A 12203-nucleotide genomic window follows, 5' to 3' on the forward strand; every position below is an offset into this window, starting at 1 on the left:
ATTATGGGATGGCATTCAAATCGCGAATTTTTTGTTTCTTGGGAAGAATTGCACCGTGCGACACGCGAGTTGGCGCGTCGGCAATTGCCAGCTGAACAGTATAAAGGCATTATCGCGGTAAGCCGTGGCGGTTTAGTTCCGGCTGCTATCGTGGCGCGTGAGTTGAATATCCGCGTGGTTGACTGTGTTGCTGTCAGCTCGTACGACCATGACGAACAGCGTGACGACTTGCAACTATTGAAAGACGTTACAGCCACAGGGGACGGTGAAGGCTTCCTGGTTGTTGATGACCTTGTTGATACCGGCAACACATTGAAGTTCCTGCGTGATCGCTTGCCAAAAGCCAAGTTCGTTACCGTTTATGCAAAACCAGCCGGCATGGACTTAGTCGACGACTTTGTTGCGGACTTAGAGCAAGATACCTGGATTCACTTCCCGTGGGATATGCACCTGCACTATGTTGAGCCATTGGCAGGGCAAGAATCGTAATTAGCGCTTATAAGTCGTTAAGAAACAAAAAGGCCTGATTGAATCAGGCCTTTTTAGTGTTAGGAGCTTGTGGTTGAGACTAATCGAATTGCTTAAGGACGAAATCAACGCACTGATCAAGATCGATTTTTTGCTTCTCGCCACCGGCTCGTGACTGGTATTCAACCTGGTTTTCATCAAGGTTGCGCTCACCAATAACGACTTGATGGGGTACGCCAATAAGCTCCATGTCGGTAAACATGACGCCAGGGCGCTCTTTACGGTCATCAAATAATACATCGATGCCTTTAGACCTTAATTCTTCATAAAGCTTCTCAGCGGCCGCCTGAACGCGTGCAGACTTATGCATGTTCATTGGTACAATAGCAACCTGGAACGGCGCTAATGCGTCTGGCCAGCGAATGCCTCGGTCATCGTTATGTTGCTCAATAGCCGCAGCAACAATTCGCGAAACACCAATGCCGTAACAACCCATGGTCAGCGTTTCGTGTTTGCCGGTTTCAGACAACACACCGACTTTCATCGCGTCGCTGTACTTTTTACCTAACTGGAAAATATGGCCAACTTCTATACCGCGCGCAATTTTCAACGTGCCTTTGCCACATGGGCTCGGGTCACCCTCAACAACATTGCGGATATCAACAACATCAAAATCGTTGACGTCGCGTTCCCAGTTAACGCCGGTTAACCAGTGGCCATTCTCGTTGGCGCCGCAGGCAAAGTCCGCCAGCTGTGCGGCACTTCTATCGACTAGCAGCGGCAGCTTGCTATCTACCACCCCAACGAACGCAGCTTCAATACCCGTTGCTTTCTCGGTTTGAGTTAACACTTCTATGGGTGTTGCTACCTGAGGCAATTTTTCTGCTTTCACACTGTTGAATTCATGGTCCGCGCGCAACACTAATTGAACGTACTCGGCGTCAATCTCGTCAGACGCTTTAACAATGACGGACTTAACGGCTTGCTGGCTCTCAACCGACAGGGGTTGCAATACGGCGGCTAATTCATCGCCGTGCACTTCGTGTTTAGCCATGTCTTGAGTTGCCGCAGGGCGTTCGCCTGCTGGCGCTAAAGCTTCTGCCATTTCCACGTTTGCAGCGTAGTCTGAACCGTCCGAGAAGGCGATAGCGTCCTCGCCCGAGCTTGCTAACACGTGAAACTCGTGAGAGCTATTACCACCAATAGAACCAGTATCGGCAATAACCGGACGGAAATCTAAACCTAAGCGCTCGAATATACGGCTGTACGCTTTATACATTGCGTCGTAGGTTTTTTGCAGTGACTCCTGACTTAAGTGGAACGAATAAGCGTCTTTCATGATGAATTCACGCGCACGCATAACCCCAAAGCGAGGTCGAATTTCGTCACGGAACTTTGTTTGTATTTGGAACAGAGTCAACGGCAGTTGCTTGTAACTGCTGACTTCCTTGCGCACCAACTCACTAATGATTTCTTCATGAGTTGGGCCCAGTAAAAAGTCACGTTGGTTACGGTCTTTAAGACGCAGTAGCTCGGGGCCGTAGTCATCCCAACGACCAGACTCTTGCCAGAGATCAGCAGGCTGAACCATTGGCATTAGTATTTCTAACGCATTAATGGCTTCCATTTCTTCGCGAACAACCGCTTCAACTTTACGTAAAACGCGCAAGCCTGTTGGTGTCCAGTTATAAAGCCCGGCAGCGACTTTTCGTATCATACCGGCTCTAAGCATCAACTTGTGGCTCACAATTTCAGCGTCAGACGGAGTTTCTTTTAGCGTTGATAATAAATATTGGCTACTGCGCATAGTCTGGCAATTCTCTGCAAGTTGTAGTGGTCAAAAATTAGGGCGAAGTTTAGCAGTGTCTGTTGAAGGTCAAAAGTCTTTTACAGAGTATTTTGTGCAATTTCTTCCACAAAAACCGTATTTTCTTCAACGTACCAGCGAATATTATAGTCAAAAAGCGCAGTTCCGTAGATTCTCCTGGCAGCTTTCGCCTTATGGTAGGCAGGGCGGGGGTCTTGCTGCAGTACGTCAATAATGGCTTCGCGTAGTTCTTTATTCCGGCCGGACAGTTGCTCTAGTTGCCGCGCAGCTTCTTGTGAAAACTCAACGCTAAGTTGCTCTGGCTGATTGTCGGCAAAACCTCCTTTAGCATCCTCTATGGCGTCGACATAAGGTATGTAAGGTTTAATGTCGACTATGGGCGTGCCGTCGACAATATCGGCACCACGCACTTTTAAGCACACGCAGGGCGTTGTTTCAACGCCAATAAGCTCGACGACAGACAGACCCAACTGGTTGGGGCGAAAAGGGGCTCGTGATGCGAAAACACCGACAGATTCATTGCCTCCCAGTCTCGGTGGACGCACTTTTTCCTGCCAGTCTGAATGTTGGTGAAACTCAAAAACAAGCCACAGGTGTGAGAATTGCTCAATGCCTTTTATCGCCTGGGCATGATCATAATCGCCAGCTAACTCAACTGTCGCATAAACGTTAGGCGTAAGCCGGCTTTGTCTGGGCACGCTGAATTTCTCAGGGTAGGGCGTTTTGATATATGCGATAGGTGTCAGTTTTTGTTGGCTTTTCATGGTTCACACTTTTACCTGGCGATAATAGCCAATTTGACCACATTATTGCGATTTTGCCTAACCTGAGATTTTTTAATTATTTAACTATTTGAAATTTAAAGAGTAATTATTTTGGCACGCCGATTGCTGTCTAACCGTAACCATTTGAGGTTATTACTGACTAATCATGAACTGGTGCTATCAAAAAAGGAAAAGCAAAATGATGAAGCATAAAATTTGGCCGTTAACACTGGCCTTTATTGGTTTGGTGACCCTAAGTACAGCGGCTTTTGCAAAAGAAAAGGAATTAACCGAGAGTTATATTGTTGACTTAGAAACAGAGATTCATTTGGAAGCAACGGTTGGGACAGTTGAACTAATGCCGTCAGACAAGGACGCAGTAGAAATAGAGTTGCGAGTTGAATCAGACGGAGACAGTTGGTTTACCAGTGGCGGCGATATTGATGCCGTTTTAATAAAAGGCGAAAGAAAAGGAAATAAACTCGTAGTATCGGCAACACCGGCGGACGATATGGTTCAGCATTGGGTCATTAGAGTTCCGAAAGTTAACCATTTGGACTTAGAGTTGGGCGTTGGTGAAATCAGCGGCGTATTGCCTTTTATTAACAGCGATATTGAGCTGGGCATCGGGGATATAGACTTAGACTTGAGCGCTGGAGATTACAAAGAGGTAACGGCGTCAGTTGGTGTCGGAGATACTCGTTTGGATAATTTTGATAACAGCAATAACGAGCGCATGATGGTGACTTCAGAGTCTACTTATGAAGGCACAGGGTCAGTTCGTGTTGATGTAGAAGTAGGTGTGGGTGACGTGCGCTTGAGTAAATTGAGTAACTAAGCGCTTAGTCGACCCACTGAATGGCTCGCCCGACGCAACTGACTTCGCTATAGCAAATGGAGTCTGCGTCGGGTTTTAAATTAAAGCATTGAGTTTCAATAACAGCATCGGCTTCAAAGCGAGCCGCATCTGCTCTTAAGGCCTTTAAAGCGTCTGACTCTGACGCAGGGGCAGCCTTATATTCCCGTTGGCAGCTTTCGCCATTAACAACACTGATAACCTCATAGTTAGAGCTTGGTAAGTTGCCTTGACGGTAAATGTCAGCAGAGTGTGATGACCAATTCATAGGCGAACTTGAGCCGCCCGGAAGTATAGAGCAGCCCGTCAGTGTTAGTAATGGTAAAGCTATAAATAATGGAAAGCGCAATTTGTGTCCTTGCGTTTTTGTTTTTTTATAGCCTAATCAAGCTTTAGAGTTTGTTCAACAAAAAGCGCTACTTAATTAGGAAAGACTCTAACGGCTTACCGTTATCTAAAGCTGTTTTCATTGGCTTAGGCATTCTGCCTTGGCCAGTCCAGGTTTGCCGATTACCTTCGTCGTCAGTGTATTCGTATTTAGGAGGCTTGGGCGCGCGTTTCTTCGTGGTTTTAACGATAGGCTCGCCACCCAGTTCTTGTTCGAGAATATCCGATAGTTCAATACCAGCATCGGCCATTGCTGCTTTAAACTCTTTTATTTTTTTCGCTTTCTCTTGTTGTTCACGAAGCTTTTCGGCTTCTTCTTCTCTGCGTTTTGCGACAACCGAATCGAACTTTTCTTTTATTGATTCTAACTCTTCAATTGAAAGAGACTTTAATGCCGACTTTAAACGTCTTTCGTGACGAATAATATTTAAAAACTCACTCATATTAATTTCCCTAATTCCTTTATTTAATTGCTGGGAATAATAACGCTTGATTAAAATAACAGCAATAAAATACGGCTAAAAACAGAAAAAGAGCGATAGTCGCTCTTTTTTCTCTATTTAATATCTGTGTTGCTTAAGAGATATTATTGCCGTCGTTGTTGTCATCGTCATCAGAGTCATCGTCAGAGTCGTCTTTTTTATCTTTCAGAGACTGACGCTTCTCTTTCATTTCGGCTTTGCGCTTTTCTTTTTCAGCTTTCCACTTTTCTTTTCTGTCTTTTTTATCGTGCTTTCTTTTTTCCTTTTCTAATTTATGTTCTTCTTTCTCATATTTCCGTTCTTCCTTGCGTTCTTGCATTTCGGTTTTATGCTCTTCCTTACGCTGCATCATCTCAGCCTTGTGCTCTTCGCGCATAGCTTCCATCTCGGCTTTGCGCTCTTCCTTCATTGCTTCCATGTCAGCTTTCATCTCTTTCTTGTCCTGCTTCATTTCTTTTGCTTCTTCAGACTTTTGCTGAGCAAAAGCAGTTCCGTTGAAGATTAATAAAGCAGCCACCAGTGATGTTATTCCTAAATTGACGTGTTTCATAAAAGTCACCTCATTGCATTTCTTTGTATTAGGTTTAGTTCAGAAAATTTGTTTCTACAAGCCATAAAAAAACAAAACACCCAGACATATAGCATGCCTGGATGTTTCTATCTGGTGCCTTTACAAAACAATTACATATTAGGGTAAGTTGGGCCGCCGCCACCTTCCGGAACCACCCAGGTAATATTCTGACTGGGGTCTTTAATGTCACAGGTTTTACAATGTATGCAGTTTTGAGCATTTATTTGGAAAACTTGTTTTCCGTCTTCCTCAACAACTTCATAAACTCCAGCAGGGCAATAACGTTGCGCCGGTTCAGCGTATTCCGGTAAATTAACCTTAAGCGGGATATCGTCATCTTTGAGTTTTAGATGACATGGCTGATCTTCCGCGTGGTTTGTATTGGATAAAAATACTGATGACAGACGATCAAAGGTGAGTTTGTTATCGGCTTTAGGATACTCAATAGGCTTAAAGTTATCGGCTTTACCCGTTGCTTTATAGTCTGGTGTCCACTCTTTAAATTTAAACGGCAGTTTTCCGCCAAACCAATTCTGGTCAACCATATTATAGGCGCCACCAAGCATTGTGCCGAGCTTATGAACCGCGCCACCGAAGTTTCGTGAACGATAAAGCTCGTCGTACACCCATGACGATTCAAAGCGTTCGGTGTATTGCTTCGCCTCAGTGTTTGCGTTACCGGCTTTTAGTTCGTCAAAAAGCGTTTCAGCGGCAATCATGCCAGACTTCATTGCCGTATGGTTGCCCTTAATTTTAGAGAAGTTCAATGTGCCCGCATTACAGCCAACGATTAATCCGCCGGGGAAGGTCATTTTCGGTAATGAGTAATAACCGCCTTTAGCAATAGCTCGAGCGCCATAAGAAACACGTTTGCCATTTTCAATAATTTGTTTAATGGCTGGGTGGGTTTTGAAACGCTGAAACTCCTGGAAAGGGTTCATGTATGGGTTTTCATAGTTCAGGTCGACAATAAGCCCCAGGTACACCTGACCGTCTTCTGCGTGATAAAGGTAACCACCACCGTTGGCATTGCCTTCTAAAGGCCAGCCCGCGGTATGAACCACTTTACCCGGCTCATGTAACTCTTCGGGAATATCCCATATTTCTTTAAAGCCAAGGCCGTAGTGTTGTGGTGTGGCGTCTTTGTCCAGTTCGAATTGGTTAATCAGTTGCTTGCCTAAGTGTCCGCGGCAACCTTCAGCAAATACGGTATATTTTGCTCGCAGCTCCATGCCGGGCATATAACCGTCTTTTTCACTACCGTCTTTGGCGACACCCATATCACCGGTTTGTACGCCTGCTACTGAACCGTCTTCGTTGTATAGTAGCTCGGCCGCTGAGAAGCCCGGGAAAATTTCAATGCCTAGCTGTTCTGCTTGCTCAGCCATCCAGCGACACAGGTTGCCCATGCTGGCAATATAGTTACCTTTATTGTGAAAGGTTTTAGGAACCGAAAAGTTGGGTAAGCGACTGAAGTTTTCTTCGTCTTTTAGTAACAGAATATCGTCACCGGTAACCTCTGTGTTAAGTGGGGCTCCGCGATCTTTCCAGTCTGGGAATAATTCATTTAATGCACGAGGCTCAAATACTGCACCCGATAAGATATGGGCACCAATATCAGCACCTTTTTCAACGACACAAATCATCAGCTCTTGCTCGCTCTCCTGAGCCAGCTGACCGAGTCGACACGCAGTTGCTAAGCCCGCCGGACCTGCACCAACAATGACGACATCAAATTCCATGCTTTCGCGTTCCACGTGAACCTCCACTTTATTCAGGCTATTTGTATTGGTATTAGCCCGTTGTACTGCTGTAATAATTGAGTGACTTGTTGCGCTGGAACCGGCTTACTGAATAAGAAACCTTGTCCCGTTGCACACTCTCTATGCAGCAGAAATTCAACTTGCTCTTCTGTTTCAATACCTTCAGCAACCAACTGGATATTTAGGTTGCGCGCTAAACTTATAATTGTTTGAGTAATTGTCGCATCATCTTCATTATCTGGTAAGTCTTTCACGAATGAGCGGTCAATTTTCAGCGACGTTACCGGAAAGTTCTTCAGATAAGAAAGTGACGAGTAACCTACACCAAAGTCATCAATGGCTAAGGACATACCGTACTCGCGCACGGAATGCATGAATCTTGTGTGCGACTGTATGTTTTCAATAAAGACTTGTTCGGTAAGCTCCAGTTCGACTTTATTGGGTGGTACTTTGGCTTCGTTAACTTTTTCGATGACATCGTCGGCAAAGTCGGGCAAATGCAATTGCTTACCCGAAATGTTGATAGCAATACTTAATTCGGTAAAACCAAGCTCATGCCACTGCTTTAGCTGCAAGAAGGACTCGCGCATAACGTATTCGGAAATAGGAATAATTAAGCCGGTATCTTCAGCCAGTGGAATGAATTGGTCTGGCGGAATAATAGAGCCATCTTCGTCGACCCAGCGAACCAAGGCTTCAAAGCCTGTGATACGGCGGCTACTTAACTCAACTTTCGGTTGATAGTAAACGGTGAGCTGCTGCTTATTAACGGCATGTCGCAGGCGTTTAACCAGTTCTAGTTTTTTGGTTAAGTCTTTGTGTATGGCTTTGTCGTATATTTTATAGGTGTTACGACCTTGCTCTTTTGCCTGATAAAGCGCGGTATCAGCGTTACGAATAAAGTATTCAGCGTTGAAGTCGGCGTCTTCAGCAAAGGTGATGCCAATCGAAGCGCTTATGAAGAGCTCATAAACATCGACAAAGAAGTGTGCATCTAAAGCCTGCAATAAGCGTTCTGCCAGAGCAACAACTTGCTGTCGATTTTCTGTGCACTCAATTGCGAGCAAGAATTCATCACCGCCAACACGAGCGAGCTGACTGCTGTTAGGCGCCAGTTTATTAATACGGCGAGCAACACGCCGGAGTAGTTCATCGCCTACAGTGTGTCCCAGAGCATCGTTCACTTCTTTAAAGCGGTCGAGGTCGATAAACAGCAGAGCAGAGTTGTTTTTAGCATCACTCTTCTCAAGCCATTCACCCAAAATACGTTTTAACGCATTGCGATTAATAAGGCCCGTGAGTGCATCGTGTTCTGCCAAATAAGCCATTTGTTTTTCAACGCGTTCGCGCTCATCTATTTCGCTGTAAAGCTCGATGTTAGCGTCAGCGAGTTGCTGCGCTTTGAAGCGACTTTGACCGAGAATATAAAGTACAAAAGTAAGAGCCGCAGTAATGAATAACCCGGCCAATAAAACCGCAGTAGAAACGGAACCTCTAAGATCACTCATGTGTTCAGCGGTTGGCCAAACAGCTAACTCCCAGCTGTTTCCGACAAGCTGTAAGCGGCGGTTGTGTGTCCACTCCGCTTTTAAAGATGAGTCTCCGGCAAATTCATAAAGTATGCCAGTGCCATTACTAATGCTAACCTGAAAACCTTCGCTGATATTGGTGCGAATGACATTGTTGAACATACTTTGAAGGCTGATAACAAAGCCGATAAAGCCCGGTGTGTCGGAGCGTTGAACCCGAACGAAAATGGCAATATCGCTACTGAGGCGACCAAGGTTTCCAGCGGGCCCCATCATTGCATGACGGTTATTTTGAGACTGGCCTAGTTGCGCGCCCAACGGACTGTCAGAAAATGGCGTTCCCAAAAGTTCATTTTTCTGATTTTTAGGATACAAAAACTGTATTTTTTGGGTGGCATCCAGCCAAACCACGTTTTGCACGTTGGGGTAATAAAGCGTGACAATGTCGGCGTCTGAGTCGCGGCGAGAGCTTAAGCTTATTTCGCTGCGTTCCCACTCTCTCGCAAGCAGCTCTGCTACAAATAAATGTGATACCAGACTTTGGCGGATATCGCGCTGCAGGCTATAAGCCTCAGCTTCCAAAGCCTCGTGAGCGTTTTCGTTTTCAGTGTATCGCAGATAGAAAAATGCTGTGAGAGTGACTGCCACCCCCACAACTGCCGCGATAACGGCTTGCCGCGACCCCTGAATAAACATCATTGCTTAGCGTAACTCCTCTCTGTCCCTGAAATATTCGAGTGCTTCAGGGTTCGCTAATGCGTCTGTATTCTTAACGGGCTCACCATGAACCACGTTACGCACAGCCAATTCGACAATTTTACCGCTTATAGTACGGGGTATATCGTCAACCTGCAAAATAACGGCTGGCACATGCCGCGGCGTTGCATTTGCACGAATGGTTTTGGCAATAGTTTGCTTGAGCTCGTCGGTAAGCTCAATACCTTCGCGTAATTTAACAAAAAGAACGACGCGTTCGTCGCCATCGTATTGTTGGCCAATAGCGATACTTTCAAGGACTTGGTCAACTTTTTCCACTTGGCGATAAATTTCAGCTGTGCCAATACGAACACCGCCAGGGTTAAGCACAGCGTCTGAACGGCCGTGGATTACAACGCCATTGTGATCGGTTAACTCGGCGAAGTCACCATGCGCCCATGTATTGTCAAAGCGAGCAAAGTAAGCGTTAAAGTAACGTTCCCCGTTGTCATCGCCCCAAAAGCCTACGGGCATACAAGGGAATGATTTCTCGCAAACTAACTCGCCTTTTTCGCCGCGTATCGGCTTGCCACTGTCGTCATAGATATTGACCGCCAGACCGAGGCCCCGGCACTGAAGCTCACCGCGATAAACCGGCAGAATAGGGCAGCCTAACGCAAAACATGAAATGATGTCAGTACCACCTGAGATAGAAGACAAGCAAAGATCTTTTTTGATGTCCCGATAAACGTAGTCAAAGCTTTCAGGGGGCAAAACTGACCCTGTTGTCAGAATGCTTCTTAGTTTTTCCAGTTGGTGGCTTTCTCTGGGTTTCACACCGGCTTTTTCAAGTGCCGCAAGGTATTTAGCACTGGTTCCAAAAACAGTAATGCCTTCTTCGTCAGCGACGTCCCACAAGAACTCAGGCTCTGGCGCGAACGGAGAGCCGTCAAATAAGGTTAAGGTTGCACCAACGGCTAAACCGCTGACCAACCAGTTCCACATCATCCAGCCGCAGGTGGTGAAATAGAAGAGGTTGTCTTCGGTATCGAGATCAGTGTGTAAACCGTGCTCTTTCAGGTGTTGTAGTAATGTTCCTCCGGTGCCATGCACAATGCATTTAGGAACCCCGGTTGTGCCGGATGAGAACATAATATAGAGCGGGTCGTTAAAGTCGCGCTCGACAAACTCAATTTGGGTAGCGCTACTGTCGGAAAAATCGTCCCATGAAACGACATTATCGCCGGTGAAGGTTTCTTGTTGGTCACTGAAGTTAACAATGACAGTTCTTTCAATACTAGGAATTTTTTTAACGATATCGGCGGTTTTGTCTTTAATATTGAGGTTTTTACCGTTGTAGAAATAGCCGTCGACGGTAATTAAGACTTTCGGCTCTATTTGACCAAAGCGATCCAGCACGCCTTGCACACCAAAGTCGGGAGAGCACGACGACCAAATAGCTCCTATGCTGGTGGTTGCCAACATGCCAATAATGGTTTCTATGCAGTTTGGCATCATAGCCGCAACGCGGTCGCCAGCTGTTACGCCTTGCTTACGAAGCCCGGCGGCAAGGCCTGCAACTCTTTTATACAGCTCGGCATACGTAAGTTGCTGTCGGGCACCGTTCTCACCGCGGAAAATTAACGCAATTTTATTATCTTTATGTCGCAGCAAGTTTTCCGCAAAATTAAGCTTTGCTTCGGGAAACCATTTGGCGCCAGGCATTTTTTCTTTATCGGCTACAACGGTAGAGCCTTTTTTGCCAATAACATCAAAATAGTCCCAAATCATTGACCAGAAGCTTTCATCATTATCAACAGACCACTGATAAAGGTCGTGATAATTCGCCAACGCTAAACCTTTTTCCGTGTTTACCTGTTGCAGGAAGTCGGTCATGCGGGCGTTGGCAATAGTGTCCGCTGACGGTTGCCACAATGCTTCTGAAGTCATTTTATTCCCCTCGTTTTGCTAATTCTGCAATGGCTACCTGTGAGCGAGGCCCGTGACTTAGGTGTTCACAAATACCTGCGCCCGCTGCGATTAGCTTATTTAAATCAATGCCTGTTTCTACACCCATACCGTTTAGCATGTAGACCACATCTTCGGTGGCAACATTACCACTTGCGCCTTTAGCATAAGGGCAGCCACCAAGGCCTGCAACGGCAGAGTCAATAGTCGCAACACCTAAGGGCAGGCAGGCCATAATATTGGCTAATGCTTGTCCGTAAGTATTATGGAAATGCAGGGCGAGTTTTTCCATGGGTACTTGCTCAGCTACCGCTGCCAACATTTTCTGAGCTTTAAGCGGGGTGCCTACGCCTATGGTGTCACCCAGAGACACTTCATAACATCCCATGTCATACAGGGCTTTTGCGACTTTAACCACATTATCGAGTGGCACTTCACCTTGGTATGGGCAGCCCAGCACGCAAGAAACGTAACCACGAACAGGAATGCCTTTATCTTTTGCCGCTGCAATGACAGGCTTGAACCGCTCCAGCGACTCGTCAATGCTGCAGTTAATATTCTTTTGTGTAAAGGCTTCAGAGGCAGCTCCAAATACAGCTACCTCATCCATATTAGCTGCCACTGCAGCCTCGAAGCCTTTTAGATTTGGGGTAAGGCCCGCGTAGGTGATTCCCGAGCGACGGGTCACTTTTTCCATAACCGCTGTGCTGTCAGCCATCTGTGGAACCCATTTTGGGCTGACGAAACTCGCACTCTCAATATACGAAAGACCCGCATCCGCCAGAGCTTCGATAAGAGTGACTTTAGCGTCTACAGAAACAGCGGATTCATTCTGTAAGCCGTCTCGAGGACCCACTTCAACAATTTTAATCTGCTCTGCAATAGCCATAA

General features: G+C 46.1%; 11 protein-coding genes. 2 read left to right on the forward strand and 9 right to left on the reverse strand.

The features are described 5' to 3' along the window. Positions 1–3 precede the first annotated feature (3 nt). Positions 4–489 (forward strand): xanthine phosphoribosyltransferase, encoded by a 486-nt coding sequence (gene gpt / locus B3850_RS09400; protein WP_053952736.1) that lies wholly within the window; start codon positions 4–6, stop codon positions 487–489. 79 nt (positions 490–568) lie between these two features. On the opposite strand, the gene B3850_RS09405 is transcribed toward gpt, so the two are convergent. Further along, positions 569–2275 (reverse strand): proline--tRNA ligase, encoded by a 1707-nt coding sequence (locus B3850_RS09405; protein ID WP_286911680.1) that lies wholly within the window; start codon positions 2273–2275, stop codon positions 569–571. Positions 2276–2355: 80 nt separating this feature from the next. After that, complete coding sequence (gene tsaA / locus B3850_RS09410; protein WP_053952734.1) at positions 2356–3060, reverse strand: tRNA (N6-threonylcarbamoyladenosine(37)-N6)-methyltransferase TrmO; 705 nt, start codon at positions 3058–3060, stop codon at positions 2356–2358. 199 nt (positions 3061–3259) lie between these two features. Between tsaA and B3850_RS09415 the strand changes: the two genes are divergently transcribed. After that, positions 3260–3898 carry a hypothetical protein gene (locus B3850_RS09415; RefSeq protein ID WP_286875606.1) on the forward strand — a complete coding sequence of 213 codons (639 nt, stop codon included), beginning with the start codon at positions 3260–3262 and terminating at the stop codon, positions 3896–3898. 4 nt (positions 3899–3902) lie between these two features. Here B3850_RS09415 and rcsF read toward each other — a convergent pair whose 3' ends face one another. The 7 genes from rcsF to B3850_RS09450 all read right to left on the reverse strand — a co-directional run bounded on the left by rcsF (position 3903) and on the right by B3850_RS09450 (position 12201). Then, positions 3903–4184, reverse strand: a complete 282-nt coding sequence (rcsF, locus tag B3850_RS09420) for an Rcs stress response system protein RcsF (RefSeq protein WP_053952996.1) — start codon at positions 4182–4184, stop codon at positions 3903–3905. Positions 4185–4332: 148 nt separating this feature from the next. Then, positions 4333–4746 carry an H-NS family nucleoid-associated regulatory protein gene (locus B3850_RS09425; protein WP_053952732.1) on the reverse strand — a complete coding sequence of 138 codons (414 nt, stop codon included), beginning with the start codon at positions 4744–4746 and terminating at the stop codon, positions 4333–4335. Positions 4747–4879: 133 nt separating this feature from the next. Then, the gene (locus tag B3850_RS09430) at positions 4880–5335 is read right to left on the reverse strand and encodes a hypothetical protein (protein WP_286875600.1); all 456 of its coding nucleotides are present in this window, start codon (positions 5333–5335) and stop codon (positions 4880–4882) included. Between the two features lie 131 nt (positions 5336–5466). Then, entirely contained in the window at positions 5467–7113 is a 1647-nt protein-coding gene (locus tag B3850_RS09435; RefSeq protein ID WP_286911681.1) for an electron transfer flavoprotein-ubiquinone oxidoreductase, read from the reverse strand. Positions 7114–7130: 17 nt separating this feature from the next. Beyond that, positions 7131–9347, reverse strand: coding sequence for a putative bifunctional diguanylate cyclase/phosphodiesterase (locus B3850_RS09440; RefSeq protein WP_286875594.1), 2217 nt, complete (start codon positions 9345–9347; stop codon positions 7131–7133). Between the two features lie 3 nt (positions 9348–9350). Further along, positions 9351–11294 carry an acetoacetate--CoA ligase gene (locus tag B3850_RS09445; RefSeq protein ID WP_286911682.1) on the reverse strand — a complete coding sequence of 648 codons (1944 nt, stop codon included), beginning with the start codon at positions 11292–11294 and terminating at the stop codon, positions 9351–9353. A gap of 1 nt (position 11295) precedes the next feature. Then, positions 11296–12201, reverse strand: coding sequence for a hydroxymethylglutaryl-CoA lyase (locus B3850_RS09450; protein WP_286872944.1), 906 nt, complete (start codon positions 12199–12201; stop codon positions 11296–11298). Positions 12202–12203: the final 2 nt, after the last annotated feature.

Origin of the sequence: Idiomarina sp. UBA4520 (genome assembly GCF_002388365.1) — a bacterium.
Taxonomy (GTDB): Bacteria; Pseudomonadota; Gammaproteobacteria; order Enterobacterales; family Alteromonadaceae; genus Idiomarina; species Idiomarina zobellii.

Bases quoted from the DNA above. Each gene is read 5' to 3' on its own strand.
- gpt (WP_053952736.1), top strand. From the start codon at position 4: ATGGGATGGCATTCAAATCGCGAATTTTTTGTTTCTTGGGAAGAATTG.
- B3850_RS09405 (WP_286911680.1), bottom strand. From the start codon at position 2,275: ATGCGCAGTAGCCAATATTTATTATCAACGCTAAAAGAAACTCCGTCT.
- tsaA (WP_053952734.1), bottom strand. From the start codon at position 3,060: ATGAAAAGCCAACAAAAACTGACACCTATCGCATATATCAAAACGCCC.
- B3850_RS09415 (WP_286875606.1), top strand. From the start codon at position 3,260: ATGATGAAGCATAAAATTTGGCCGTTAACACTGGCCTTTATTGGTTTG.
- rcsF (WP_053952996.1), bottom strand. From the start codon at position 4,184: ATGAATTGGTCATCACACTCTGCTGACATTTACCGTCAAGGCAACTTA.
- B3850_RS09425 (WP_053952732.1), bottom strand. From the start codon at position 4,746: ATGAGTGAGTTTTTAAATATTATTCGTCACGAAAGACGTTTAAAGTCG.
- B3850_RS09430 (WP_286875600.1), bottom strand. From the start codon at position 5,335: ATGAAACACGTCAATTTAGGAATAACATCACTGGTGGCTGCTTTATTA.
- B3850_RS09440 (WP_286875594.1), bottom strand. From the start codon at position 9,347: ATGATGTTTATTCAGGGGTCGCGGCAAGCCGTTATCGCGGCAGTTGTG.
- B3850_RS09445 (WP_286911682.1), bottom strand. From the start codon at position 11,294: ATGACTTCAGAAGCATTGTGGCAACCGTCAGCGGACACTATTGCCAAC.
- B3850_RS09450 (WP_286872944.1), bottom strand. From the start codon at position 12,201: ATGGCTATTGCAGAGCAGATTAAAATTGTTGAAGTGGGTCCTCGAGAC.